Source organism: Actinospineispora acaciae DSM 45401 (assembly GCF_000620785.1).
Classification (GTDB): domain Bacteria; phylum Actinomycetota; class Actinomycetes; order Mycobacteriales; family Pseudonocardiaceae; genus Pseudonocardia; species Pseudonocardia acaciae.
On record NZ_JIAI01000004.1, the window covers coordinates 349,616 to 375,338 of the forward strand.

The 25,723-nt window shown below is 69.8% G+C and carries 28 protein-coding genes and 1 pseudogene; 16 read left to right on the forward strand and 13 right to left on the reverse strand.

Annotated features, from left to right (window positions below; translation table 11 throughout):
* Positions 1-66: 66 nt before the first annotated feature.
* Positions 67-1,317, reverse strand: coding sequence for a helix-turn-helix domain-containing protein (locus tag N912_RS0121805; RefSeq protein ID WP_028924068.1), 1,251 nt, complete (start codon positions 1,315-1,317; stop codon positions 67-69).
* Positions 1,318-1,772: 455 nt separating this feature from the next.
* Here N912_RS0121805 and N912_RS63625 point away from each other — a divergent pair, with 455 nt between their 5' ends.
* The 3 genes and pseudogenes from N912_RS63625 to N912_RS66790 all read left to right on the forward strand — a co-directional run.
* A complete protein-coding gene (locus N912_RS63625) occupies positions 1,773-2,063 on the forward strand; it encodes a hypothetical protein (RefSeq protein ID WP_156993849.1) in 291 nt (96 codons plus the stop codon).
* A 380-nt stretch (positions 2,064-2,443) separates the two neighbouring features.
* A complete protein-coding gene (gene tgmA, locus N912_RS67045) occupies positions 2,444-2,653 on the forward strand; it encodes a putative ATP-grasp-modified RiPP (protein ID WP_084211082.1) in 210 nt (69 codons plus the stop codon).
* Positions 2,650-2,982 (forward strand): annotated as a pseudogene (locus N912_RS66790) (MvdC/MvdD family ATP grasp protein); the annotation flags it as partial. The gene tgmA and the pseudogene N912_RS66790, both read left to right, overlap by 4 nt.
* A 591-nt stretch (positions 2,983-3,573) precedes the next feature.
* Here the strand turns inward: N912_RS66790 and N912_RS0121810 are convergent.
* A complete protein-coding gene (locus N912_RS0121810; protein ID WP_037065832.1) occupies positions 3,574-4,767 on the reverse strand; it encodes an IS110 family RNA-guided transposase in 1,194 nt (397 codons plus the stop codon).
* A gap of 262 nt (positions 4,768-5,029) precedes the next feature.
* On the opposite strand from N912_RS0121810, the gene N912_RS0121815 reads away from it, so the two are divergent.
* Together N912_RS0121815 and N912_RS62185 are read left to right on the forward strand one after the other, a co-directional pair.
* Entirely contained in the window at positions 5,030-6,193 is a 1,164-nt protein-coding gene (locus tag N912_RS0121815; protein WP_245645373.1) for a methyltransferase domain-containing protein, read from the forward strand.
* Between the two features lie 139 nt (positions 6,194-6,332).
* Positions 6,333-6,833, forward strand: coding sequence for an NUDIX hydrolase (locus N912_RS62185; protein WP_342670873.1), 501 nt, complete (start codon positions 6,333-6,335; stop codon positions 6,831-6,833).
* A gap of 29 nt (positions 6,834-6,862) precedes the next feature.
* Here the strand turns inward: N912_RS62185 and N912_RS53705 are convergent, their stop codons facing one another.
* From N912_RS53705 to N912_RS0121835, 3 genes are read right to left on the reverse strand one after another with little or no spacing between them, the layout of a single operon-like run.
* Entirely contained in the window at positions 6,863-7,207 is a 345-nt protein-coding gene (locus N912_RS53705; RefSeq protein ID WP_245645374.1) for a RidA family protein, read from the reverse strand.
* Entirely contained in the window at positions 7,204-8,622 is a 1,419-nt protein-coding gene (locus N912_RS0121830; RefSeq protein ID WP_051580578.1) for an amino acid permease, read from the reverse strand. The genes N912_RS53705 and N912_RS0121830 overlap by 4 nt, the downstream gene beginning before the upstream one ends.
* A gap of 8 nt (positions 8,623-8,630) precedes the next feature.
* Positions 8,631-9,800, reverse strand: coding sequence for an aminotransferase class V-fold PLP-dependent enzyme (locus tag N912_RS0121835; RefSeq protein WP_156993851.1), 1,170 nt, complete (start codon positions 9,798-9,800; stop codon positions 8,631-8,633).
* Positions 9,801-9,880: 80 nt separating this feature from the next.
* Between N912_RS0121835 and N912_RS0121840 the strand changes: the two genes are divergently transcribed.
* Complete coding sequence (locus tag N912_RS0121840) at positions 9,881-10,861, forward strand: NAD(P)-binding domain-containing protein (protein ID WP_028924074.1); 981 nt, start codon at positions 9,881-9,883, stop codon at positions 10,859-10,861.
* 13 nt (positions 10,862-10,874) lie between these two features.
* Positions 10,875-11,561: a GntR family transcriptional regulator gene (locus N912_RS53710; RefSeq protein WP_051580579.1), complete on the forward strand. Its 687-nt coding sequence runs from the start codon at positions 10,875-10,877 to the stop codon at positions 11,559-11,561.
* On the opposite strand, the gene N912_RS0121850 is transcribed toward N912_RS53710, so the two are convergent.
* Positions 11,535-12,443, reverse strand: coding sequence for an LLM class flavin-dependent oxidoreductase (locus tag N912_RS0121850; protein WP_037065833.1), 909 nt, complete (start codon positions 12,441-12,443; stop codon positions 11,535-11,537). The genes N912_RS53710 and N912_RS0121850 overlap by 27 nt on opposite strands.
* A gap of 100 nt (positions 12,444-12,543) precedes the next feature.
* Here N912_RS0121850 and N912_RS0121855 point away from each other — a divergent pair, with 100 nt between their 5' ends.
* Positions 12,544-12,939: a winged helix-turn-helix transcriptional regulator gene (locus N912_RS0121855; protein ID WP_028924076.1), complete on the forward strand. Its 396-nt coding sequence runs from the start codon at positions 12,544-12,546 to the stop codon at positions 12,937-12,939.
* Here the strand turns inward: N912_RS0121855 and N912_RS53715 are convergent.
* Together N912_RS53715 and N912_RS0121865 are read right to left on the reverse strand one after the other, a co-directional pair.
* Positions 12,872-14,173 (reverse strand): MFS transporter, encoded by a 1,302-nt coding sequence (locus N912_RS53715; RefSeq protein ID WP_064745340.1) that lies wholly within the window; start codon positions 14,171-14,173, stop codon positions 12,872-12,874. The two genes, N912_RS0121855 and N912_RS53715, sit on opposite strands and share 68 nt — an antisense overlap.
* Positions 14,170-15,519: a M20/M25/M40 family metallo-hydrolase gene (locus tag N912_RS0121865; protein WP_037065835.1), complete on the reverse strand. Its 1,350-nt coding sequence runs from the start codon at positions 15,517-15,519 to the stop codon at positions 14,170-14,172. The genes N912_RS53715 and N912_RS0121865 overlap by 4 nt, the downstream gene beginning before the upstream one ends.
* Positions 15,520-15,582: 63 nt before the next feature.
* Between N912_RS0121865 and N912_RS53720 the strand changes: the two genes are divergently transcribed.
* The 4 genes from N912_RS53720 to N912_RS62190 all read left to right on the forward strand — a co-directional run bounded on the left by N912_RS53720 (position 15,583) and on the right by N912_RS62190 (position 18,013).
* The gene (locus tag N912_RS53720; RefSeq protein WP_051580581.1) at positions 15,583-16,146 is read left to right on the forward strand and encodes a winged helix-turn-helix transcriptional regulator; all 564 of its coding nucleotides are present in this window, start codon (positions 15,583-15,585) and stop codon (positions 16,144-16,146) included.
* 451 nt (positions 16,147-16,597) lie between these two features.
* Positions 16,598-16,882 (forward strand): DUF6313 family protein, encoded by a 285-nt coding sequence (locus N912_RS67050; protein WP_425415309.1) that lies wholly within the window; start codon positions 16,598-16,600, stop codon positions 16,880-16,882.
* Complete coding sequence (locus N912_RS67055; protein ID WP_425415306.1) at positions 16,875-17,198, forward strand: DUF6313 family protein; 324 nt, start codon at positions 16,875-16,877, stop codon at positions 17,196-17,198. Before N912_RS67050 ends, N912_RS67055 begins: the two co-directional genes overlap by 8 nt.
* A 2-nt stretch (positions 17,199-17,200) precedes the next feature.
* A complete protein-coding gene (locus N912_RS62190) occupies positions 17,201-18,013 on the forward strand; it encodes a YegP family protein (RefSeq protein WP_084211085.1) in 813 nt (270 codons plus the stop codon).
* Positions 18,014-18,209: 196 nt separating this feature from the next.
* Here the strand turns inward: N912_RS62190 and N912_RS0121875 are convergent, their stop codons facing one another.
* The gene (locus tag N912_RS0121875) at positions 18,210-19,067 is read right to left on the reverse strand and encodes a phosphotransferase family protein (protein ID WP_028924078.1); all 858 of its coding nucleotides are present in this window, start codon (positions 19,065-19,067) and stop codon (positions 18,210-18,212) included.
* A 131-nt stretch (positions 19,068-19,198) separates the two neighbouring features.
* On the opposite strand from N912_RS0121875, the gene N912_RS0121880 reads away from it, so the two are divergent.
* Entirely contained in the window at positions 19,199-19,642 is a 444-nt protein-coding gene (locus N912_RS0121880) for a VOC family protein (protein ID WP_028924079.1), read from the forward strand.
* Between the two features lie 9 nt (positions 19,643-19,651).
* Here N912_RS0121880 and N912_RS0121885 read toward each other — a convergent pair whose 3' ends face one another.
* From N912_RS0121885 to N912_RS0121895, 3 genes are read right to left on the reverse strand one after another with little or no spacing between them, the layout of a single operon-like run.
* Positions 19,652-21,280: an amidohydrolase gene (locus N912_RS0121885; protein WP_028924080.1), complete on the reverse strand. Its 1,629-nt coding sequence runs from the start codon at positions 21,278-21,280 to the stop codon at positions 19,652-19,654.
* 2 nt (positions 21,281-21,282) lie between these two features.
* Positions 21,283-22,707 carry a sodium:solute symporter family protein gene (locus N912_RS53725; RefSeq protein WP_051580582.1) on the reverse strand — a complete coding sequence of 475 codons (1,425 nt, stop codon included), beginning with the start codon at positions 22,705-22,707 and terminating at the stop codon, positions 21,283-21,285.
* The gene (locus tag N912_RS0121895; RefSeq protein ID WP_028924081.1) at positions 22,704-22,931 is read right to left on the reverse strand and encodes a hypothetical protein; all 228 of its coding nucleotides are present in this window, start codon (positions 22,929-22,931) and stop codon (positions 22,704-22,706) included. The genes N912_RS53725 and N912_RS0121895 overlap by 4 nt, the downstream gene beginning before the upstream one ends.
* Positions 22,932-23,033: 102 nt before the next feature.
* On the opposite strand from N912_RS0121895, the gene N912_RS0121900 reads away from it, so the two are divergent.
* The 3 genes from N912_RS0121900 to N912_RS0121910 are packed head-to-tail and all read left to right on the forward strand — an operon-like array spanning position 23,034 to position 24,854.
* Complete coding sequence (locus N912_RS0121900; RefSeq protein ID WP_028924082.1) at positions 23,034-24,032, forward strand: LacI family DNA-binding transcriptional regulator; 999 nt, start codon at positions 23,034-23,036, stop codon at positions 24,030-24,032.
* Positions 24,033-24,052: 20 nt separating this feature from the next.
* Complete coding sequence (locus N912_RS0121905) at positions 24,053-24,421, forward strand: MmcQ/YjbR family DNA-binding protein (RefSeq protein WP_028924083.1); 369 nt, start codon at positions 24,053-24,055, stop codon at positions 24,419-24,421.
* A gap of 10 nt (positions 24,422-24,431) precedes the next feature.
* Positions 24,432-24,854, forward strand: a complete 423-nt coding sequence (locus N912_RS0121910) for a PPOX class F420-dependent oxidoreductase (protein ID WP_028924084.1) — start codon at positions 24,432-24,434, stop codon at positions 24,852-24,854.
* Between the two features lie 3 nt (positions 24,855-24,857).
* Here N912_RS0121910 and N912_RS0121915 read toward each other — a convergent pair whose 3' ends face one another.
* Positions 24,858-25,703, reverse strand: coding sequence for a DMT family transporter (locus N912_RS0121915; protein ID WP_028924085.1), 846 nt, complete (start codon positions 25,701-25,703; stop codon positions 24,858-24,860).
* Between the last annotated feature and the right edge of the window lie 20 nt (positions 25,704-25,723).

Sequence of the window (25,723 nt, forward strand, 5' to 3'; positions counted from 1 at the left end):
GTGGTGATCCGCTCGCGTCACGTACCTCGTCGTCGGTGAGCAGGCTGTATCTCCCGCGTAGCTCCACTAGTTGGCGCGACCGGCGATGCCGATAAAGTCGCCCAATTCACGAATGTCCGCCCTAGTCGACGGGCGTTCGCGTCTCTGCATCGCCCGAATCATCGAATGGACTCGACCGGTGAATATGAGCTGTTCAGGTGCAGCGACGCGGGCAGACTTGAGCGCATCGAGTGCATCGCGGTCACGTCGGCGGAGGTAATGCGCCCAGGCTACCGTAATGAGGTGAGAGGCCTGCCGCTCCGAAAGTTCACGCGGAAGCCGATCGTGTGGCACATACTCTGCTTCCTCGATAGCACGACCTGGGTCGCTTTCTTCTAGCGAAAGCCAGACACGATGGATCGCAATGTTGGTAGGGCCGAAGGCAAACCAGTAGTCGTTCCGGTCGCCGATGAGTTCAGCAGAGCGCGCGGCTTCGGCAAAGTACTGTTCCGCTTCCCGGCGATCGCCAAGTGTGGCGGCGCCGACAGCGCCTTTCAGCATGAGCGATCCGTACACACTGTGTGCTTGTGGAGACGTGAGCGAGGATCGCAGCGCGTCGGCGGCGGCAATGGGGACATCTGTCGCCTCACGGAGCCTGCCGATGTGGCGGAGTACAACAGCGAGTCGCCAGGCACCGCCCGCGATCAGCAGTGGATCGCCGGTCTGCTCAGCCGTGAACATGGAACGCTCGGCGGCCACCCACGGTAGTTGCTTCTCTCCGAGTCGATCGAGCATTCCCGACGCCACTCGGTAGACAAGGGCCTGGAGTTCGTAAGCCTCGCGGCGCTGTTCTTCTGTCTCGGCGCCATGAACAAGGTTCCAGGCATCGGCGATCATGTCGGGCACAAGCGGCCCCATCTCGGACCAGCGCTCAGTTTGGGAGCAGAAGAAGGCGCGTGCGACTCGGTTACGTAGATCCCGCGGCGGCACGGGTTCCCAGGTAGGCACGCCGATCAAGCCGGCCATGCCGTCATACCGGAGCATGGCGGACTCGATGGGCGGCACGCTGTCGGGTGCCGTGCCGAGCGAGCTGCCAGGTCGCCGTGATCTCGTCCGGAACGGCCCAGGCAGCAACTCGATTGGCGGTAGCTGGAGAGCGTCCGCGATCGCAACGATGGTCGACAGTCGGTCGACCTCCGCGTAGTTGTTCTCGATCTGACGCAACCACTCGGTTGTGCGACCGCCGACGAGGCCGCACAGTACCTCCTGCGTCATCCCCTGCCGCTTGCGGTAATAGGCGATCCGATCGCCCGTCGTGGCCTGGTCGTCGAGCCGCATGCCACGACCCTACGCGCGGACTACCCCAAGTGTTTCTTGGGGCAACGTTGACCAGCGGGTTTACGGTCAATACATGATCGACGTGAGGCGAGCTGCACACCTCCGATACGCCAACATTCAGCCCGGCCTTGCCGTCGACTTGCAGTACTGGCTGGCGTGCTGGCGCACCCACCGAGCCAGAGCAGCGCAAGCGCGTGGGTGCCGCCGAGGCTGGACATCAACCCACGTCCGGATGGGTGGTTCGTCGGATATGGAGCGTTGCGGGCAACGCTCCGGATGGATGGCCGGCGGGAAGCTCCGCAGTCGAGAGATCACGCGGTGAAAAAGTCGCGCGAAGGCCGCCGTGGTAAGGCAGGTACGGCGCGTAGGCCAGCCAAGAACCGGCAACGTCGGCGAACCGGGAGGCTCAGTCATGGGGCCTGCTGCCTGGCCTGAACGACCACCGTGTTCACGCCGTGGCCGAGCCCACCAAGAAGCACGCGGTGTCGGCTTGCGGTGACGAAGCTTTCCGGCCCGGCACCTGGCTACCCGGTCGGGTCGTGTTCTGTCGGTGGTGCCTCATGATCGCAAACGATGCGGATCATGACGCCGAGCCGCGGCCGGCCGCAGTCAAACGACGCCGGGCCGTCCCACCTGAACCCGGCTTTGAAGAGGACGAATTTCTCAGGCTGTTTCGCTTGTTCATGGCCTGGCGACAAGACCGACGCATGCGCCGCGCTCTGGAACTGGAGCGGCGCCGTGGTTGATCGTGGCCGCTATGGCCGAGATGCAGACTCCCGCGTTGGCTGTGTCGAACACGGGTGGAACCGGACTCGCCCCCGGCAATGGTTCCCCGGTCCGGCCGGTGCGGGCATCCCCGGCCCCCGGAGGCAACGCCCTTTGATCTCGGGCCTCCGGGGGTCGGGTTCCAACATCATCGACAGGCGTTAGTTCTATCGGGTGGCTTCGGTCAGAACCAAGCAGTAGCGGTTAGCGATGGGGAAAGCTGCCAAGTTGTGGAATGACAATCGATGAGTGGAGGATTGAATGTCCGACCTGACTGAAGTCGACGGCCCGCTCGCGTCGGCGGGACTGCGTGTGATGGAGTTGCCCGGACGGCGATGAGACCGGGGGCGCGGGCGGTGCCGTGCGGCCATTCTTGTTGCGTGTCGTGGACACAGCGCCGGAGCGTGAGTTGCCAGAGTTCCGGTATGACCCGTTGTCACAGATGGCAGTGTCTCCAGATGGTCGACCCGTTGCCCCGGACATGAAGAAAGAATGGACATCGTACGAATCTACCCATACGGATGGAGATGGCGGAGATAACGAGACATGGGGCTGGGAAGAAGTGAAATGACGGTCCTTGTGTTGGCCCGGGAGTTCGACCCGACGGCAGACGCGGTGGTCAAAAAGCTGGTCGACCGACATGTCCCGGTGTTTCGCACCGATCTGGCGGAATTCCCGACTCGGCTGTGGCTTGACGGCCGGCTCGATCAGGCGGGGAGGGTGACCGGCCGACTGTGGAACAAGCATCGGTCGGTCAGGTTGGAAGACATCCGTTCGGTGTGGAACCGGAACCCTTCTACCTATGTTCTGGCGCCGGGGCTGATCGGGCCGGAACGAGAGTTCGCATATCGGGAAGCGAAACTCGCGCTCGGCGGCGTCCTCGCGTCGCTCGAGGTGCTATGGGCGAACCATCCGAACAGATGCGCGGACGCGATATGGAAACCGTATCAGTGGAAGATCGCCGCGTCTGCGTGCGGGTTGACGGTCGCAAAGACTGAAATCACGAATGATGCGGAGTCGGCCCGGCGGTTTCTGTCCGGAACCATCCAGGATGGCCAGGTCAAAGTCGCATACACTCGACGACTCACCGCTGACGATGTGGACGCCCTGGACACGGTGGCGGTGACGGCGACCACCCTGCAAGAGTTTGTGCCGAAAGCGTTCGAGGTTCGGCTGACCGTCATCGGCGATCGGTGGTTCCCGCTAGCGATCGATGCCGGCTCCGAGCGCGCCCGAGTCGATTGGCGGTCCGACCCGGACGCCCTGACCTACAGGTACGTGTCAGTCCCGGACACGGTGGTCGATGGTGTGAGCGCCTACATGAAACACACGGGCCTGAGCTACGCGGGTCTGGATTTCGTGGTCACGCCCGACGGTGAGTGGGTGCTGTTGGAGGCCAACACCGGACCGCAGTTCGGCTGGCTGGAGGCCGCTACCGGAGCGCCGATGACCGCGGCGATTCTCAATGAGGTTGTCAAGTTGACGGGGCCATTAGGCGGCGGCCGCGGTGGGCGGTGCCGGGGTGTAGCTGCGGTTGTCGCGCAGCAGCGCCCACAGGACGTTGACGCGGCGGCGTGCCAGGGCGAGAACGGCCTGGGTGTGATGTTTGCCTTCGGATCTCTTGCGGTCGTAGAAGGTTCGGGACTGGGGGTTGCAGCGGATGCTGACCAGGGCGGAGGTGTAGAGGGCTCGTTGCAGTCCTCGGTGGTAGCGGCGGGGGCGGTGCAGGTTGCCGCTGATGCGGCCGGAGTCGCGGGGTGCGGGGGCGAGGCCGGCGTAGCCGGCGAGGTGGTCGGCCGAGGCGAACGCGGTCATGTCGCCGCCGGTGGCGGCGAGGAACTCCGCGCCGAGCAGAATGCCGATGCCGGGCATGCTCAGCAGGACCTCGGCGGATCGGTGGCCGCGAAACCGGCCCTCGATGAGTTTGTCGGTGTGTTTGAGCTGCTCATCGAGGGACATCACTCCCTTCGCCATGTCCGCGACGAGCTGCGCGGCCAACCGCTCGCCGGGCAGCGTGGTGTGTTGGGTGTTGGCCGCCGTCACGGCTTTGGTGGCCAGTTCGGCGGCGCCGCGGACTTTCCGCGAGCGCAGCCAGTCCTCAAGCCGCTCGGCGCCGAGCCGGCGGATCGCGGCCGGTGTCTGCACGTGGGTGAGCAGCACCAGCGGTCCACGGTTGGTCAGCTCCAGCGCGTGTTCCAGCGCGGGGCTGATCCCCAGCAGCTGCTCATGCAGCCGGTTGACCAGGCGAACCCGATCACCGGCGAGGTCACGACGCCGGGCAACCAGCATGCGCAGCTCCACGATGAGCTCGTCATCGAGGCGCAACGGCGTCAGGTCACGGCGCATACGGGCCTGATCAGCGATGATCGCTGCATCCCGTGCATCGGTCTTGCCCTCGCCCCGGTACGCGCCGGCGACGCGGTTGACCTGGTTGCCGGAGATGTAGACCACCCGCTGGCCATGAGCGACCAGCAACGCCAGCAACAGCGCGGCGCCGCCGGTGGACATGTCCACGGCCCAGTCCACCTGACCGGCCAGGCCGCTGACCTGGGCAACCAGCTCCAACAGCGCCGTCTCCTCGTTGGCCACCCGCCGCGAGAGCAGGCGCACACCGTCCGGGTCGATCACCACCGCATGGTGATGTCCCTTGCCGATGTCCACCCCGGCCCATACCCGTCCCAACATCGCCTCCCCGCTCTGACCAGCATGTTGCCCCACAGACGACCTCGCCGGCTCATCCCTACACAGCGATCGGTTCGCAGTTCTCAATCAGCGGTCGAGTCGTCGAGGGGGTGCCGGGCGGCCAATCGCAGAAAGCCGCGCATCCGGCAGATGACTGAAAGCCACACCCGGCACCCCTGGGGCTCCAGACCCTACGGCTGGCCCGGATCACCCCGAGGAAGAAGGTAGGGATGGCTGACCTGTTGGCGGTGGCAAGGTGACCACCGTGGACTCTTGGCGGCAGCGGGCCCGGGCACTGCGAGACGAGCTGGTCACGGCCGGCAAGCTCAGCTCCCCGGCTTGGCAGCAAGCCGTGCTCGACGTGCCCCGGCATCACTTCGTTCCGGCCTACTACCAGCGACGCCCGGACGAGCCTGGCTGGCACCTGGTCACCGCCAGCGAGGACCGCGAGCGGTGGTGGGAGCAGGTGTACGCCAACCTGTCGCTGGTCACCGAGATCGGCGCAGTGCCCGACGGCGGCCGGGACGCCACCGGCCCGGTGTCGTCGTCCTCCGCGCCGGGCCTGATGACCCGCATGCTGGAAATGCTCGACGTCCAGCCGGGAATGCGGGTGCTGGAGATCGGCACCGGCACCGGCTACAACGCCGCACTGCTGGCGCATCGGCTCGGAGATTCGAACGTGTTCTCGCTCGATGTCGGCGCCGGGCTCGTCGAGTCGGCGCGGCAACGGCTGGCCGAGCTGGACTACCACCCGACGCTGGTCACCGCTGACGGCATCGCCGGGCTACCCGAGCACGCGCCCTATGACCGGATCATCGCCACATGCGCGGTGCCTCGCGTGCCGTGGGCATGGGCCGAACAAACCCGCTACGGCGGCCTGGTGCTCGTCGACGTGAAGGTGAGCGCGGTCGTCGGCAACCTCGTGTTGCTGCGCCGCGACGCCGACCAGCTCACCGGGCAGTTCGACGGCGGAGCAGCGACATTCATGCAGATGCGTACCCCGACGTTCGCACAGCACCCCGGCCAGAAGCCCGAGCGGGACCGGCGCCACGCACAGCGCCACGTCACCGGCCTGCGGCTGGAGCGCCCGTGGGAGCACGGCGTGTTGTGGTTCCTGCTGCATCTGACCGTGCCCGGGCGCATCGAGTTCGGCTACAGCCAAGACCCCGACACCGGGGGCATAGGCGCGATGTACCTCTACAGCCGCGACGGATCCTGGTGCGAGGTCACCACGAACGCGGACGGCACCGGCCAGGTGTGGGAAGCCGGACCGCGCCCGCTGTGGCAGACCCTCGAACAGGTGCAGCAGTTCTGGGCCGAGGCCGGACAACCAGGCTGGGAACGGTTTGGCCTCACCGTGACCGCCAACGATCAACACGTCTGGCTCGACAACCCCGACAGCCCGCACCGATGGCCGCTGCCCGCCTAGAGTGCAAGCGGGTAACTCCACGGGCCGAGATCGGCTTGGCGGGCCTACACGACACGAAGATGGCTCGTCCCAAGTCCAGGAAACCCCCCACGGCAGCGAACCGGCGGAAGAAGGCGACGTGAGCCAGCTACCCCAACACGTGGTTCTGGACGTTCACATCCTGCTGGTACGCGATGGTCAAATCCTGCTCAGCCGACGCCGAGGTGGCTACGGCGACGGCATGTGGCACCTCCCCTCCGGCAAGACCGACATGGGAGAACCGGCTGACCGCGCCGTCGTCCGAGAAGCCCACGAAGAAGTCGGCGTCATCATCGACCCCGACGACCTGCGATTCGTGCACGCCCTGCACGTCCAACACCCCGACGAGGAACCCCGACTAGGCGTCTTCTTCGAGGCCACCCGATGGCGCGGCGAACCCACCAACCGAGAACCAGACAAGTGCTCGGCCGTCCGTTGGTTTCCCCTCACAGCACTACCCGACTGGACCATCCCCTACCCCGCCGCAGGGATCTCCGCGTATCTGGCCGGCGTGCCCTTCGGCGTCTTCGGATGGGGCAACGAGATACCGAGGTACTACAACGGTGCTCCACGCCCGGAGCCCGCAAGGATCTTGCCGGCCGATTTGGGCTCACCCAGGTAGGCCGAGGACCGCGATCGCGTCGACCTCGATCAGGTACTCGGGGCGGGAGAGTGTCGGCACGCCGACCAGCGTGTCCGGCGGTTTGTGGTCGCCGAACAGCGTGGCCCGGGCGGCCTCGATGACGGGCGGACGACGTAGATCGTGATCTTGGCGACCTGCTCGGGGCGGGCGCCCGCCGAGGCCAGGGCGATGCCGAGGTTGGCGAACACCTGGCGGGCCTGCGCGGCCAGGTCGCCGGGGCCGACGAGGTTGCCGTCCGCGTCCTCGGGCTCCTGGCCGGCGACGAAGACGATCCGGCCGCCGGGCGCGACGGCGACGTGGCTGTAGGTCGGAGGCACCGGCAGCCCCGGCGGGTTGATCAGCTCCAGCGTCATCGGTTCTCCGTTCGCAGGTGTGAGTGCCGCAGTCCGTACCCGAAGTACACGACGAGCCCGAGCAGCATCCACAGCCCGAAGATGACCCACGTCTCGACGTCCAGGCTGAACATCAGGTAGACGCAGCAGCCGACGCCCAGCACTGGCAGCAGCGGGCTCCACGGCACCCGGAAGCCGCGCGGATGGTCGGGGCGGGTGCGGCGCAGCACCACCACGGCGATGTTGACCAGCCCGAACGCGAACAGGGCGCCGATGCTGGTGGCGTCGGCGAGCTTGCCCAGCGGGACGACGGCGGCGAGCACCGCCACGAACACCGAGACGATGAGCGTGTTCGCGCGCGGCACCCCGGTTCGCGGATGGACGCGCGCGAACACCGGCGGCACCAGGCCGTCGCGCGACATCGAGTAGAGGATCCGGGTCTGCCCGTAGAGCACGGTGAGCACCACGCTGGCGGTGGCCACCACGGCGCCGACGGCGATCAGCGCGCCCCACACCGGCTGCTGGAGCCGGGTGGTGACGATCTGGCTGAGCGCGGCGTCGGTGCCGGCGAACGCCGTCCACGGCATCGCGCCCACGGCGGCGAGCGCGACCAGGCAGTAGAGCACGGTGACGACCACCAGCGCGAGCATGATCGCGCGCGGCATGTCCCGCTGCGGGTGCCTGGCCTCCTGGCCGGCGGTGGAGGCGGCGTCGAAGCCGATGTAGGAGAAGAACAGGGTCGCGGACGCCGCGCTGACCCCGGCGATCCCGAGCGGCGCGAACGGCTCCAGGTTCTCCGCCCGCAGCGCGGTGAACGCCACCGCGCAGAAGAACACCAGGGTGACGACCTTGACCACCACCATGACCGAGGTCGCCCACGCCGTCTCCCGGGCGCCGCGCAGCAGGAACACCATGGCCAGCAGGACCACGACGACGGACGGCAGGTTGACGATCCCGCCGGCGTCGGGCGGTTGGCTCAGCGCGTCCGGCAGCCGCGAGCCGGTGGCCAGGGCCAGCAGCTCGTTGAGGTACTGGCCCCAGCCGACGGCGATGGCGCCGATCGAGATGCCGTACTCCAGGTGCAGGCACCACCCGCAGACCCAGGCGACCAGCTCGCCGAGGGTGGCGTAGGCGTAGGAGTACGCCGACCCGGCGACCGGGATCATGCCGGCCAGCTCGGCGTACGAGAGCGCCGACAACAGCGCGGTGACGCCGGCGAGCACGAACGAGAGCACCACCGCCGGGCCGGCCGCCGGGACCGCCTGACCGAGGATCACGAAGATGCCGGTGCCCAGCGTGGCGCCGATGCCGATCGAGGTGAGCGCGCCAAGGCCGAGGGTCCGGCGCAGCTCTCCGGCGTCCTGGGCGGTGACCGGCTTGAGGCGGAACAGGGCCGCCCCGCGTGTCGCGACGTCGCTGTCGCGTTCGGTGGTCATGGCGTGCGCTACCGCGTCGCCCGCATCGCCCGCATCGCGGCGAGGACGTCGGCGGTCGTGTTGAGCGCGGTGTCGATGTCGTCCTCGGTGTTGTAGAAGTGCGCGGAGTAGCGCGTTCCGCCGGCGCGCGGGCTGACGATCACGCCGCGCTCGATGATCTCGGCGGCGACCGCCTCACCGTTGTGGCCGGGGAAACGGGCGGTCACCGTACCGGCCCGCAGCTCGTCGCGGTCGGGGGTGATCAGTTCGGCGCCGAGGCCGGTCAGGCCGGTCATCAGGCGGCGGGTCAGCGCCAGGTTGTGCTTCCGGATGGTCTCGGGGTCGAGCGCGAGCACGTAGTCGACGGCGGCGCCGAGGGCCACGGTGGCCGTGTACGACATGGTGGAGAACTCCATGCGGCGCGCGTCCGGGGCCAGGCCCTGCCAGTGGGCGTGCAGCGCGTAGGCGTCCGGCGCGCTGCGCCAGCCGACCAGCGGCGGGTTGAACCGTTCCCACAGCTCCGGGCGCAGGTAGCACAGCGCGGCGCCGAACGTGGAGCACAGCCACTTGTACGAGCCGGTGATCAGGACGTCGACGTCGTCGGCGGCCACGTCGAGCGGCACCTGGCCGGCGGACTGGGTGGCGTCCACGATGAGCAGCGCGTCGTGGGCGTGCGCGAGGTCGGCCAGGGCGCGCAGGTCGAGGCGGTGCCCGGTGCCGAACTGGACGTGGCTGATGCTGATCGCGGCGGTGTTGTGGTCGACGTACCTCGCGACCCGGTCGACGTCGAAGCCCAGCGGGTCGTCCGCGACCGGGACCAGGCGGACGTCCAGGCCGGTCTCCTCGGCGATGCGGAACCAGGGGTAGGTGTTGCTCGGGAAGTCCACGTCGGTGGACACCACGTTGGCCGGCGCCGACGGTTTGAGCCACCAGGCGACCTGGCAGAGCGCCTCGGTCATGCTGCTGGCCAACGCGATCGTGTGCGCCGGAGCGTTGAGCAGGCGGGCGGCCGCGTTCCGCGCGGTGTCGTAAACCGCCAGCTCGGTGGCCTCGTCGAACCCGGTGGTCCCCCTGTCCGCGAGGTCGCGTTCGAACTCCTGGGCCGCCGCCAGCACCGGGCGCGGCACCAGGCCGACCGACGCGGTCGTCAGGTACGTCAGCTCCGAGAGCACCGGAAAGTCCCGCCGGGTGTCCTGCATGATCACCTTCCGTTCGCTTGGATACTGCTCAGTTGTTCTACAATCTAGGGCGGCACTGGTCCGGTGACAAGGGAGCGCGAATGTTGTTGTTGACCGAGGACGACGTGCGCGCGGCGATCGACGGGCCGGAGGCGGTGCGGGCGGTGCGCGACGGGTTCGTGGCGCTGGCGCGCGGCGAGGCCGTCTCACCGCCGAACTTCGACCTGGCGCTGCCCGACCGCAACGGCGAGCTGCACGTCAAAGGCGGTTACCTGACGGGACGGGAGCACTTCGCGGTCAAGCTGGCCACCGGGTTCTACGACAACCCGGGGCGCGGGCTGTCGGCGTCCGGGGGGATGAGCATCGCGCTGTCGTCGGTGACCGGCGAGATCGTCGCGCTGGTGGCCGACCGGGGGCTGCTCACCGAGCTGCGCACCGCGGCGGCGGGGGCGCTCGCGGCGGACCTGCTGGCGCGCGAACGGGTCGAGCGGGTGGCCGTGGTCGGGGCCGGCGGCCAGGCGCGCCACCAGCTCCGTGCGCTCCTGGGTGTGCGTACGCCGACCGAGGTCGTCGTGGCGGCCCGTCGTGCGGAGGCGGCCGTGGCGTACGCCGAGGAGATGACGGCGTCGCTCGGGGTGTCCGTACGGGCGGTCGCGGATGTCGCCGAGGCGGTCAGGGGCGCGGACGTCATCGTCACCACGACCCCGGCCCGGTCCCCCGTGCTGCGCGCCGACTGGGTCCGGGCGGGCGCGCACGTCACGGCGGTGGGCTCGGACATGCCGGACAAGCACGAGCTGGACCCGTCGCTGCTGGCCCGCGCGGACAGGCTCGTCGTCGACTCCCTGGACGCGGCGGCCCGCTCCGGCGAGCTGCACCACGCGCTCGACGCCGGGCTGCTCGCCCGCGACGACGTCCACGCCGAGCTGGGCGAGGTCGCGGCCGGCCTGCGCCCCGGGCGGACCGGACCCGACGAGGTCACCGTCTGCGACCTGACCGGGCTGGGCGTGCAGGATGTGGCCATCACGTCGCTGTTGGTGCGGCGCGCGGCCTCGCTGGGGCTGGGACAGAGACTGGACGTCTAGAACGGGGGACGCGATGGGCCGGTTCGGGGTGAGCTTCGAGCGCAGGAGCACGCACAACGCGGTGACCGATGCGCTGCGCGAGGCGATCCTGTCCGGCCGGATCCTGCCCGGCACGCCGCTGCGGGAGATCCCGCTGAGCGAGGAGCTGGGCGTCTCCCGCAACACCGTGCGCGAGGCCTCCCGGGTGCTGGCCGCCGAGGGCCTGGTCCGCCACCAGATGAACCACGGCGTGATCGTCACCGAGCTGTCCGACCACGAGATCGACGAGCTGTACGAGGCGCGCGGCGTGCTGGAGGCGGCCGGGGTGACCGCGCTGCTGGCTGCCGGCCCGGACGCACCCGCCTGGGCACGTCTCGCCTCGCTGGTCGAGCACATCGAGCGCGGCCTGGGGAGAGCAGACGTGGCCGCCGTGCTCGCCGGCGACCGGGACTTCCACGCGGTGCTGGTCGAGGCCACCGGCAACGCCCGCCTCACCGCCTGGCATGCCGCCGTGCAGCAGGAGCTGCGCCTGGCGCTCAACCTCGCCGAGCGCAGCACCCGCGAGCTGGGCCGCGCCGGCGACGACCACCGCGTCCTGCTCGACGCGCTGCGCGGCGGGGACCACGAGCACGCCCAGCGCGAGCTGCGCGAGCACCTCGGCGCCGGCGCCGCCGAGCTGCACCGGCTGCGCAAGCTAGTCCAGCAGCGACGCGACCAGTGACCGTGCCTGGGCGATCAGCTCGACCTGCCGGCGCCAGTCCCCGTCGACGGGGTCGATCGGGTTGAGCACCAGGTGCGTCACGCCGGCCCGCGCGTGCTCGGCCATCCGCTCGGCCGCCCACTCCGGGGTGCCGCTGATCGGGATCGACGCCGCCTCCTCGATCGGCACGCCGTAGTTCCCGCTCAGCGCGCGCACGATGCCCTCCACCCCGGCGCCGCCGGGATCGTCGCCGAGCACGCCCACCCCACCGACCGCGACCTCCGGCACCGCCCGCCCCTCGGCGGCCGCCACCTCGGCCAGCCGTTCCCGACCGGCGGCCACCGTGGCGGGCCCGACCATGGCCGGGAACCAGACGTCGGCGTGCCGCACGGTCCGGCGCAACGCGGCCGCCGTGGTCCCGGCCATCCAGACCGGCGGCGGGGTCGCACCCGGAGCCAAGGTGATCTCCGCGCCACCGACCATGGCCGGCTCGCCCGCCACCAGCCCCGGCAGCAGCTCCAACGCCCGGTCGGTGCGCGGGCCGCGCTCGGCGTAGGGCACCCCGACCGCCTCCCAGCCCGCCGTCCCGTGCACCGCGCCTCCGGCGCCGATCCCCAGCACCAGCCGACCGCCTGACACCTGCTGCAGCGCCGCCACCTGCTTGGCCGCCCAGGCCACCGGCCGCAGCGCGAGGATCATCACCCCGTACCCGACCTGGACCCTCCTGGTCGCGGCGGCGGCCGCCGCCAGCACGACCGTGCTGTCCAGCATCGGCTCCACCGGCGTGAGGTGATCGCCGACGAACACCGAGTCCAGCCCCACCTCCTCGGCGTGCGCGGCACAGGCCGCGACGTCGTCCACCGGCGCCGTCCCCACCCCGCTGATGAAGACCCCTACCCGCATGTCGTCGCCTCCTCTCGCGGACATCTCGACGGTAGGAACCAGCACTTTCTGCTAGGAAGTAGGTACCTGAAAGTTCCTTACCCACCCGGGGGGAATCCCGATGACCACCACGAGCGCAAGCCAACGCCGGGACCAGGCCAAACAGGCCTACGACGCCTTCATCGCCGCCTGCCCCACCCGCCAGCTGATGGAGTCGTTGAACGACAAGTGGGTGGGCCTGATCTTCTGCGCGCTGGGCGAGGGCGACATGCGGCACAGCGAGCTGGGCCGGCGCATCGCGGGCGTGAGCAGCAAGATGCTGACCCAGACGCTGCGCACGCTCGAACGCGACGGCCTGGTCACCCGCACCGTCACCCCGACCGTGCCGGTCCGCGTCGACTACGCGCTCAGCCCGCTCGGCCGCGACCTGCTGCCCCGGATGGTCGCCATCAAGGACTGGGCCGAGACCCATATCGAGCAGGTCGACGCCGCCCGCCGGGCCTACGACCGTCGCTAGCGACGTACCGGCCGGCGAGCAGGATCGCCGTCGTGCTGACCACCGCCAGCGCCATGATCCAGAAGGCGGGCGCGAGCTTGCTGCCGGTGGTGGCGATCAACCAGGTCACCACCAGCGGGGTGAGGCCGCCGAAGACGGCGATGCCGAGGTTGTAGCCGATGGACAGCCCGGTCGCCCGGGTCCGGACCGGGAAGATCTCGGCCATCAGCGCGCCGAGCGGCCCGCTGTACCAGACCTTGACCAGGCCCATCAGCGTCACCACCGCCGTGACCACGGCGAAGCTCGGAACGCTCTTGATCAGGAGGAAGAACGGCAGGCTGGTCACGAAGATCAGCACGGCCGCGGCGGCGAGCATCCGGGTGCGGCCGATCCTGTCCGAGAGGTGCCCGGCGAGCGGGGAGCACACGGTGAGCACCACGCCGGTGAGGATGGTCGCGGTGAAGCTGGTGGAGGTGGGCAGGCCCAGCTCGCGGATGGCGAACGTCGGCATGTAGGTGAGCAGGTAGTTCAGCCCGGTGGAGACGGCGAGGACGCCGATGGTGAGCAGGATGCGGGACTTCTGGGTTCTGATCGTCGCGCGCAGCGGGTGCTCCGGCTCGGCGCGAGCGCTCGTGAACTCCGGTGAGTCGCGCAGGTGGCGGCGGATGTAGAAGCCGACCGGTCCGAGCAGCAGGCCTATCGCGAACGGGATGCGCCAGCCCCAGGAGTCGAACTGTGCCGGGGTGAGCACTCCGGACAGGACGGCGAGGAGCACGGTGGCCAGCAGGGTCGACGCCGCCTGGCTGGCCCCCTGCCAGGCGCCCATGAACCCGCGCCGGTTGGCGTTCTGCTCGATCAGGTACGCGGTCGCGCTGCCGAACTCGCCGCCGGCCGAGAACCCCTGCAGCAGCACGGCGACCAGCATGCCGATCGGGGCGAGCACGCCGATCGTGTCGTAGCCAGGGATGAAGGTGATCAGGAAGGTGGCGGCCACCATGATCCGGATCGCGATCATCAGCGCCGGCATCCGGCCGACCCGGTCGGCGTAGGCGCCGAGCACGACCGCCCCGACCGGCCGGATGAAGTACGCCGCGCCGATGCTGGCCACCGCGAGCATCAGCGACAGCGCCTGGTCGGTGGCCGGGAAGAACCGGCGGGCGATCACGTCGGCGAGCAGCGCGTACGAGCTGAAGCTCATCCACTCCAGCCCGTTGCCGATCGACGCGGCGGCGACCGCCCGCGCCTGGGACGTCACCGCCCGGCCTTTCCGACGCTGAGCAGCGCGCTGGCCGCCGTCACGATGCCGTCGTGGAACCGGCGCAGCTCGAAGTTCTCGTTCGGCGCGTGGTTGCGCTCGTCGACGTTCGCCAGCGGGATGCCGTAGCACGGCAGGCCGAGGCCGTCGGTCAGCGCGGCGATCGGCAGGCTGCCGCCCTGCGCCGGGGCGAGCAGCGCGGGCTTGCCGGCCGCCTCGCCGACCCCGCGCGCCACCGCCTCGGCGAACGGCGCGTCCGGCAGCGTGCGGGACGGCTCCATGCCGACCTTGAACCGCACCTCGGCGTGCGGCAGCCGAGCCCGCGCGTGCGCGCGCACCGCGTCCTGAACCGTCCGAACCCGCTGCCCGCAGGCCAACCGCATGTCACAGCGCGCGACCGCGACCGAGGGGATCACCGTCCGATGGTCGTCGCCGTCCAGGCAGGACAGCGAGTTGATGCTGAACGTGGGCAGCGCCAGCCGCTCGTTGTACCCCGGCCCGTCCGGGTGGGCGTCCATCCGGTCCAGCCCGGCGCCGGCCAGCACAGCGGCCGCGTCCACCGGCAGCGCGCGCAACGCGTCCCGCTCCCCGTCGGTCAACGGCGTGACGCCGTCGTCGTGCCCGCGCACCCCGATCCGCCCGTCCGGCCCGCGCATGCCCGCGAGCAGCCACACCAGCTCCCAGGCCGGGTTCGGCGCGACGTTGCCCCAGTTCCCCGAGTGCAGCGCGGAGCTCGCGCCGCGCACGGTGATCTCGAAGCTCAGCGCGCCGCGCACGCCCAGCGACACCGTCGGCTCGTAGCTGTCGTGCACCGGCCCGTCGCTCCACAGCGCGACGTCGGCGTCGATCTCCTCGCGCATCGACGCCAGCGTGTCCGTCAGGTGCGGGCTGCCGATCTCCTCCTCGCCGTCGAGCACCACTGTCACCGAGCACGGCAGCCCGCCGCCCTCGTCGCGCAGTGCCCGCAGCGCGAGCAGCTGGGCCAGGTGCTGCCCCTTGTTGTCGCCGGTGCCCCGCCCGTACATCCGCCCGCCGCGCACGGTGGCCTGGAACGGCGGGCTGTCCCACTCCCCGAGCGGTCCCGGCGGCTGCACGTCGTAGTGGCCGTAGATCACCACGTGCGGGCTGCCGTCCGGCCCCTTCGCATGGCCCGTCACCAGCGGCCACCCGCCGGTCTCGACCACCCTCGGGGCCAGCCCGCTGCCCTCGACCAGGCGCCGCGCGTGCTCGGTGGCCTCGGGCATGCCCTCGCCGGTCGCGCTCACGCTCGGCACCGCCACCCAGTCCGCCAGCTCCCGCTCGTGCCGGGAGCGGTTGCGCTCGACGTACGTCCTGATCGCGTCCATGCGGTCTCCGATTTCATAAACTGATATCGATCGCAATCTCGCGAATCGGTTACGCTCCTGTCAATGCCCGAGCCGCGTCCCCCCACGACGCCCGCACAGCTCCGCGCGCTCACCCACCCGCTGAGCTGGCGCGTGCTACGCCTGTGCCTGGACGAACCCTGGACGAACCAACAGCTCGCCGAGCGCCTCGGCGTCGCCCCCGCCACCCTGCTGCGCCGGGTCCGGGCGCTCACCGAGGCCGGCTTCCTGGTCGCCGAGGCCCCCCGCCAGGGCCCGCACGGCGCCTGGGAACGCCCCTACCGCGCCACCGGCCGCACCTGGCGCCTCGAGTTCGGCCCCGACGACGAGGAGCACCTGCACGCCAAGGTCGAGCTCGCGGTGCTCGACGCGCACCGAGCCGAGCTCCGGGAGAACGACCCCACCGCCCCCCAACACGTCCGCCGCGCCGTACTCCGCCTCGACGACACCGCCCGCACCGAACTGACCGCCCGCCTCGACGCCCTGCTCGACGAGTTCATCGCCCGCTCCGCCCCCAACGGCACTCCCATCTCAGTCCTCTGGAGCGCCGCCGAACGCAAACCCACCGCCGCTTCACTGGACGTCGAACCCACATTCCCCTCGGACTAGCCTCCCTGTGCTCAGGGCGCGAGCGTCAAAGTTCGCCGGTCCGCGTGGGTTTGAGGGCATCTGACCCGGTCGCCTGGCCAGCGCGCACGTCGTCGAGGTATTAGGCCAGTCCTGCGAAACTTGCCGCGCGCAGGCGCTAACGCCGCGCGGGTGACTGACGGTGACCACAGGTCGTCGTTGGGCCGGGATAGTCTGCGACCTAACCGGACCGGCCTCGTCGTGAGCCATACGGCGGTCCCCGCGCGCCTGGCGGCTAGACTGCGCGGCCATGTCGAGCGAGGCACGCTCCGAGTCCGAGGAGCGCGAAGGGGAGCCTGCTCATACCCCGACGCCCGTAGACAAGACGATCATGACGCGCGCCGACCTTCCGGCTCCACCCCGCGAGACCGCCTTCCGCCGGCTTCGCAGGCGCTACAGATCAACCGGGAGGCACGCCGGTATTAGCTTGTGGATGCTGCGACGGGGCCTCCCCCTAAGCGCGCCACTCGCGATCTTGTTCGTAGCAGGCGGGCACTATCTAGGCTGGGCCACGGCATTTGACGTACTGATCCAGATCACCTCACCGAGCAGCACTTCAGTACCAGCTCTGGCCTACGTCCTCTCGATCACCGGTTGGCTGCTCGTACCGGGTCTTGTCGGCGCTGTCACCGGCTACTTCGTCAGCAACTCGGTTACGTCACGGCGGCAGACCCCTTTAGCTAAAGCCTTCCCACCCCCGGGGGACGCGAATGGGTAAGTGGATCCCACTACTGAGCGACTTCTGCTACCAAAACGAGTTCGGCATCGAGGGCAGCTTCACCATCGCTTTCGTGCGCCAGCATCACAATGACTGGGGAACGGCACAAGATCACTGGGAACGGATCGTAAGTCGCGTTCTCGATACCGAGGCAATCCCCACCGGCGCAAGCGGAACGGAGGCGATGTTTCACGCAGTCCGAGCCAGTACAGTGATCATCGATCGAGACCACAAAGGCAGATGTCCGCATTGCGCGAAAAGTTCATCTAAACGAAGAAGCGCCACCCTTCAATCCAAAACGGAGGGAGGGCAATAAAGATGGAAACTGAAAGCAGCCAGGATAAAAATAAGCTCTATGCCCTTTGCCTGGAGTTGCTCTCCAACGTTCATGGATCCGACGATCCGGCCTGGCTTCATCGCGCGGCATCTGAGACCGTCGCGGCTGTCGAACGCACTCGCAGTCGAAGTGAATACCTATATACGGCGCGCCGCAGACCAGACGACACGCCTTCGCTCAAGGCACAGCTCGAAATAGACAAAGCATCAGTCGGACTCCTACACAGCCGCGCCGCGCGCACAATCGCGCGTAGATATGAAGCAGGCAGATCCGTCCAAGACTTGGCGAATGAGTATTCAGTCGAGGAAGCCGATATCCGCAATGCCATCACAGGTGCCGGATTCAGACTAGAACCAACAGACCTGCACCCTGCAGCTTCTACCCACCCCGGGGCACAAGGTACTGGATCGGGCGGCAAGTTTGAAGTATACAAAGACCGCGCCGGCAAGTATCGATTTCGCTTGAGGGCGTTCAACGGGCAGATACTCGCCGCCGCAGGCGAGGCTTATGAAACAAGAGATGCCGCTATTATCGCGATCACGTCGGTTCGAGACGCCGTCAAAGATCCAAACATTCATATCCCGGAAGGCCCGTCGAAAGACAAGGGTACGCGAGTCAAAGTTGGTCGGTTCGAGATATATATAGATCGAGCCGATAGATATCGGTTTCGCCTGAAGGCGCCTGATGGACAGGTACTTGCCACTGGTGAGGCATTCGAGAGTCTTCGCATGATCCGACGTTGCATCGATTCCATCATCATGTCAGCAAACGATGCAGAACTTAAGGACGGCTAAGTCCGACACACGCGCGGTGGGGCCGTCGACCACAGACCGGCCCACCCGCAGATCTATCTACTCCCGATGCTTAGATAGCCACAGCGTCCCGCTTCACTCCAGGCGGCCACAGAGCCCATCTCTCCAACGCCCACGTTCCTCATCGACATTCAGCGGTACGACGGGCGCCCTCAACGCGGTCTGCAAGTGCGTGCCGCTATTCGGCTGTGAGAGCACCGAGTGCGGGCCACGGCGGACCCTGGCGGAGCAGGGACAGGATGTTCCGGCCATGCCGGTGACCATCCGGAAACTGATCGCTGATGTCCCAGCGCCATGCGGCGACCATCGCAAGCACCAGCCGCCGACACTCCGCCAGCAGAACCTGGTCGATGCCCGGATAGCGGGCGCCAACCTCCTCCGGCACGTGGGCGACATCAAACTCGACGGGTCCCCGGCAGCACGTCTCGAAGTCGATGAACAGCAGGCCATCACGGGTGCTCAGGAGGTTGCCAGGATGCGGTTCGCCGTGCAGTAGCTGCTCGGCGGCACCGCGACCGCGGATCCGTTCACGAGCGCTCCGCAGCGCGCCGAGGAGCAGATGCCGGTCGGCCTCGGCGAGCGCGGGGGTTTCCTCTCGGTGCGCGACCAGCCCTTCGGCCTCCGCGACCCGGTCCAGGAAGTGTGGGGTTGCGATCTCGACCCTTCGCATGCCGGCGTGCAGGCGTTGGAGCACGCCTGCGTATGCGCCCGGTACGTCCAGGTCAGGAGCCACCACCTCGTAGTAGGTCCACAAGGTCACCGCGAAGCCGTCGCGTTCGTAGACCCGCGGCTCAACCCGGGGCTCCAGCGCCGCGACGGGGCTCGCGGTCCCGGCGAGTCGCAGAGCAAGCTCGACCTCAAGCGCGGCTACCTCTTGCCCCACCGGTGCTACGCGGGCGAAGACGCCACACGGCACCAGGCGCAGGGCGAGCTTGTTCGAATTCTGAACCACGACCGCGTCGTCGACCCGCAGATGCAACTCGCCCGCCAGCGCTGTCGCCGCAGCCACCGCGCGCGACACGAGCTCCGCCTCCACACGCGGATCTTCGCACCTGCTCGCTCATCGATATGAGAGTGCAGGTGCCGGGACGCAGGTCGGCTTGCTTTCCACACATATCGAACTAATGTTCGGTTCCCGTACTAGCTGCCCGAGGCTTGGAGAACCTGATGCCCGTCCGCTTCCAGTTGGTCATCGACTGCGCCGACCCGGACCGGCTTGCCCGATTCTGGGCCGCCGCGCTGCGCTACGAGCTTGCGCCGCCCCCGACCGGTTTCGCCACCTGGGACGACTACTACCGCGACCTCGGAGTGCCCGAGGACGCCCTGGGCGCCGGCGTGGACAGGATCAGCGACCCGGAGGGCCACGGGCCGGCCATCTGGTTCCAGGTCGTCCCGGACGTCAAGGCCGTCAAGAACCGGCTGCATCTCGACATCCACGCGAGCGGCCAGCGGGCGGACCCGATCGAGGTTCGCCGGCAGCGAGTCGACGCCGAGGCGAAGCGGCTGGCCGATCTGGGCGCGACCGTGACCGGCGCCTTGCACCAGGAAGGGCTCGACCACTATGCGGTCGCGATGACGGACCCGGAGGGGAACGAGTTCGACATCAACTGAACTCGGCGGTCAGCGGCGTTCGAACACGGGGTGGCCGCCGACGAGGGTGAGGTCTGTGCGGACCCGGTGCAGGTCGGCGGGTGGTAGGGCGAACGGGTCGGTCTCGAGGACGGCGAGGTCGGCCAGGGCGCCGGGGCGGATGGTGCCGGCGGCGTCGAGGTGGTTGACGCGGGACGAGCCGGCGGTGTAGGCGGACAGGGCGGTGGTCAGGTCGAGGGCTTGGTCGGTGCCGAGCCGCTCGGCGTCGGGGCGGCCGGGTTCGCGGCGGTTGACGGCGACGTGGATGGCGGCGAACGGGTCCGGCGTGGTCACCGGCCAGTCCGAGCCCATGGCCAGGCGCGCGCCGGCCCGCGACAGGGAGCCGAACGGGAACTGGCGCTCGGTGCGCTCCGGACCCAGGACCGGCAGGCAGGTCTCGCGCATGTGCGAGCTGTGGCAGGCCCAGAACGCCTGCAGGTTCGCGGTGACGTCCAGGGCGGCGAACCTGTGGATGTCGGCGTCGTCGACCAGCTGGAGGTGGGCGATGTGGTGGCGGTGGCGGCTCGGTCCGGCGGCGGCGAAGGCGTCCAGCGCCTCCCGGACGGCGCGGTCGCCGATGGCGTGCACGTGGACCTGGAACTCCGCCGCGTCCAGGGCGGTGACCATGGCGTTGAGCAGGTCGGGGGCGAAGTAGGACAGGCCACTGCCGGAACAACGGCAACGGACGTAAGGCTCGAGCACAGCGGCGGTGGCCGTCTCCGCGACGCCGTCCTGCATGATCTTGACGGTGCCGGCGGCGAACCGGCCGGCCGGGGCCGCGTCGCGCTTGGCCGCCAGCGCGGCCACCGTCGCCGCCACGTCGTCAGCAACCGTCTCCCGGGGCCACCACAGCGCGCCGCGGACACGGGCGGTCAGCCGACCGTCCGAGGCCGCCCGCACGTACGCCCCGTACACGTCGGGAAACGCGGCGTAGCGGCCCACCAGCGCGTCCTGCCACCCGGTGATGCCGAACGAGTGCAGGTACGCCTGCGCGGTGTCCAGGCCGGCGTCCAGCTCGGACTCATCGGTCGGCGGCAGGACGGCCTGCACGAGCTTCATCGCGCCCTCGTGCAGCAGCCCGGAAGGCCGGCCCCCGGGGTCGCGCTCGATACGCCCGTCGGCGGGGTCGGGGGTGCCCGCGTCGATACCGGCAACAGCCAGCGCGCGGGAGTTCACCCAGGCCGTGTGGTGCGCGCTGTCCAGCAGGAAGGCCGGACGGTCGGGCAGCACGCCGTCCAATGCCGCCAGCGTCGGCCGGCCGCCCGCGAACGCGGTCATCTGCCAGCCGCCGCCGAGGACCCACGGCCGCGAGGCATGCGCGCCGGCGTACCGAGCGACGGCGGCCAACGCGGCCGGCTCGTCGGCGCACTCGTCCAGCGCACACTGCCCCAGCTCGACGCCGCCGAGCACGGCATGCACGTGCGCGTCCACGAACCCGGGGACGACCATCCGTCCACCCAGGTCGACGACCTCCCGCGCGGCGCCCACCGAGGCGCGGACCTCCGCCTCGGTCCCCACAGCGGCGACCAGCCCGTCCGCCACCGCCAGCGTGGTCGCGGTGGGATGCACGGCGTGCCCGTCGAACACCCGGCCCGAATGCATGATCAGATCGACGGTCACGGTCAGCTCGCTTCCTGTACGGGCATCGGCCTTGCGCACGCAACGGCCAGGTACGCGGCGGTGTTGACGATCAGGCCCGCGACTCCGGAGGTGAGCCCGCCCAGCCACGGCACCGACACGGGGTAAGCCATCTGGAGCACCCCGGCGACGGCGATACCCGAGGCCATCCCGCACAGCGCCGCCGCCGCGCCACCCCGCCGCCAGAACACACCGAGGAACAGCGCCGGCGCCAGTTGGACGATCACCTGGTACGACAGGATCGCCCAGCCGATCAGGCCCTCCACCGACGCCGTGGTGCTCGCCGCGCCGACGGCACCGACCGCGGTCATCACCACCGCCGCCAGCCTGGCCGTCCGCAGCTCGGCGGACCGCGAGCCGAGGATGTCGTTGGCCACCTGGGCGCTCACCGCCTGGATCGCCCCGTCGACGTTGCCCATGGTCGCCGCGATGACGATCACCCCGCCCAGCGCGAGCAGCACCGGCCCGCCGTGCGAGAGCAGCAGGAACCACACGTGGTCCGGCTTGGCGGCCACCTCAGGGAGCGAGGACGCGAGCAGTGCCAGCGTGGTGAGCGCGCCGGTGAACAGCAGCATCAGCGGCGCGGCCTGGACGGCGGAGCGCTTGATCGTCCACACCCCGCGAGCGGTGAACAGCCGCACGAAGATGTCCGGCCAGCACCAGGCGCCGAGGAACCCGGTGAGCAGCAGGGAGAACAGGTACCAGCCGCCCTCGGCGCTGCCCGGCAGCGGCAGCAGGAACTTCTCCGGCGCCACCGCGTCGAGCGAGTGCCCGCCGCGCACCAGCCAGACGATCATCGCGACGATCACCACGAGCCCGACGCCGTAGGCCACGATGCCCTGCACCATGTCGGAGATCACCACGCCGCGCATGCCCATCCGCACGGTCCAGACCTGGCGCAGCACCAGCACCCCGATGCCGACCAGGATCGCCCCGCCCGGCGAGACGTGCCCGAAGGACAGGTAGGAGAACACCATCCCCAGCGACTGCATGCCCAGCACCAGCCACGGGATCCCGGCCAGCACGCCGATCCCCGCCGCCAGCCGCCGCACCGCCATCGACCGGTACCGCGTGCCCAGCAGGTCGGACTGGGTGCGCAGGTCCAGCCGCCGGCCCCAGGTGCTCACCCGGTCCGCGAGGAAGAACATCATGACCACGCCGAGCAGCGAGTACAGCATCGAGTAGTACCCGATCACCCCGCCGGAGACCGCGAGCCCGGCGAACGAGATGAACCCGGTGCCCGCGATCCAGGTGTTCAGGAACGACATGGTCTGGAACCACGAGCCGAACGACCGCCCGGCCGTCGCGTAGTCGACGAACGTGACGTCCGGGCGCCTGGTCAGCTGCAGCACCCCGACGACCAGCGCCATGAACAGCGCCACCGCCCCGTAGCCGATCAAGATGTTCATTCTTGATCCATCCCGTCCGCCCGCTCCCGGCCGAGGAAGAACCACACCGACAGCACGACCAGCACACCGCCGCCCAGGAAGTAGCCGAGGCTCCACGCCGGGCCGGCCTGGCTGCCCACCCACCAGTGCACCGGCGGCGAGAGCACCAACAGCAGGTCGAACACCAACACCGCCCAGACCAGCGGCCGGCGGCGGCCGGGGGTGCCACGAGGGGTGAGCGTCATCGATCGTCCCCATTCCTGCCGGAACGTTCCGGCAGCGGGAGACACTAGCCGGAGCCGGAACGTTCCGGCAATGGTCGATCCGGTTGGGCTACTGTCGCCGGCGTGGGCACTCGGGCGGTCACCCTGCAGGACGTAGCCGACGCCGCCGGCTTCTCGATCACCACCACGTCCGACGCGCTGTCCGGCGGCGGGCGCGTCTCGGCGGCCACCGTCGAGCGCATCGAGCACGTCGCCAGCCGGCTCGGCTACCTGCCCAACGCCGCCGCCCGCCACCTGCGCAAGGCCCGCACCGGCTCGATCGGCGTCTACCTGCCGCCCCCGCTGGAGCTGACCCGCACGAACTACTACATGAACGTGGCCTTCGGGGCCGTCGAGCGAGCCGGCAAGGACGGCGTCGACGTGACGCTGCTGGCCGGCCACCACGTCCCCCGGCCGAGGGTGGACGGCATCGTGCTCGTCGACCCCGCCGCCGACGACCCGACGGCCGCCGCGCTCGCCCGCGCGGGCCTGCCCGTGGTCAGCGGCGAGCGCTACCCGGGCGCGCCGGCCCCGACCGCCTCGGTCCGCACCGACCACGCCGCCGCCCTGACCGAGCTGCTCGAACACCTGCGCGAGGGCGGATCCCGACGCCCGGCGCTGCTGGCGGTGCGGGGCTCGTTCGACTGGGCGCGCACCATCCGCACCACCTACCTGCGCTGGTGCCGCTCGCTCGACCTGGAGCCCAGGATGCGGACCATGGCCGGCGACTCCAGCGTCTCCTCGGTGCCAGGGCACGCCCGCGCGCTGCTGCGCCACTTCCCCGAGGCGGACGCCCTGGTCCTGGCGCCGGACGGGTCGGCCGTCGCCGCGCTGGAGGCGGCCCGCGAGGCCGGGAGGCGGGTCGGCGGCGGTGGGGACCTCATGATCGCGGCCTGCGTGGACGGCCCGGTCCTGGAGCTGTGCGACCCGGCGGTGACCGCGATCGACCTGCGCCCCAGGGAGTTCGGCCGGGCGTGCGCCGACGCCCTGCTCGGCCAGATCGACCGCGCCGACCCGGCCGAGGCCCGCATCCACGCCGTGGAGCTGCGCCGCCGCGCATCCACCCACCCGCTGAAACGGTGACGTCCGTATCGTGGTCCGGCGTGGGCGTCGAAATCGATGAGTTCCTGGCGCTGGTGAACGCCCTGCCGGGCGTCGAGCACAAACAGTCGGCGAACTACACGTCGTACAGCGTGCACGGGAAGAAGTTCGGCTACCTCTGGCCGAGGACCCGGACGGTGGGCCTGAAACAGACGCTGGCCGAACAGATCGCGCTGGTGTCCGAACGGCCCGAGGTCTTCGAGGTGCAGTTCACCGCGGGCGGGTTCGGCTGGGTCGTCACCTACCTGGAGAAGATCGACGCCGAGGAGCTCTCCGAGCTCGTCTTCGAGGCGTGGCGGCTGTCCGCCCCGGCCGCGCTGGCCGACACCCAGACGGTTCCTTCTTTGCCTTCACATCGACGTCAAGGTTGATGATGTCGTCATGACATTCGACCCGCGCGCGCTGCTCGCCCAGAGCCGCCTCGGCGTCCTGGCCACCCTCAAGTCGGACGGCCGCCCGCAGCTCTCCCCCGTCCAGCCGTTCTTCGACCCGAAGTCCGGCGTCATCCACGTGTCGATGACCGAGGGCAGGGCCAAGACCGCGAACCTGCGCCGCGACCCGAGGGCCACCCTGGAGGTCACCAGCCCCGACGGCGGTTCCTGGGCCACCGCCGAGGGCACCGCCACACTCACCGGCCCCGGCACCGACCCGAACGGCCCCGAGGTCCAGGCGCTGGTGGACTACTACCGCGCCGCCGCCGGCGAGCACCCGGACTGGGACGAGTACCGCTCGGTGATGGTCGCCGACCGCAGGATCCTCATGACCATGACGGTCGACCACGTCTACGGCCAGAGCATCCGCTGACGGTCATCCGGCGACGACGGCGGCCACCCCGCAGATGCAGATCAAGGCGCCGCCCTGCTGCACGCGCTGGAGCCTTTCGCGCAGGAAGAGGCGGCCGAGGGCGATGGTCATCAACGGGTGCAGCGAGCTGAGCGCCGCGACCACGCCGAGCGTGCCGTGTGTCGAGGCGACCGCGTAGGACGAGTCGGCGCCGATGATGAGCATTCCGAGCAGCACCAACACGGCGAGGTCGGCGGGCCGCGCGCTCAGCCGCGGCCTGGCGAGGCAGGCCACGGCGACGAGGAGCGCCACGGAGGTGAGCCGGGCGACCCAGAGCGTCCCGAGCACGTCCACATCGCTCGCGGCGTTGACCGCCACGTAGAAGCCCCCGAACCCGAGGGCCGCCGCGAGCCCGTACCCGGCGCTGGCGCCCAGCCGCGCCCGCCGTTCGGAGCCGTCCGTGCGCCGCTCGAACGCGGTGAGCACGATGCCCACGATGGCCAGCGCGATGCCGACGTACTGGACGGGCGTGGGCGGCTCCCCGCGCAGCGCGCCCACCACGACCGGCACCACCGGCGCGGCCGCCGCGATCGGCGCGACCACACCCATGGTGCCGACCGCGAGACCCCGGTAGAGCGCCGCGATGCCACAGATCTCGAAGGCCCCGGCCAGCGCGGCGGCGACCAGCGCCGCACCGCCCAACCGCCAGTCGCCGACGGTCATGACCAGCACGGTCAGCATGGCCAGCGCCGCCGCCTGGGACACCAACAGCACGGTGAGACCGGCCAGCGCGCGGCTCTTCACGCCGCCGAGGAAGTCCGAGACGCCGTACGCCACGCTGGCCAGCAACGCCAGCGACACCGCAACCACATGCGCCTCCCGTGCCCGAC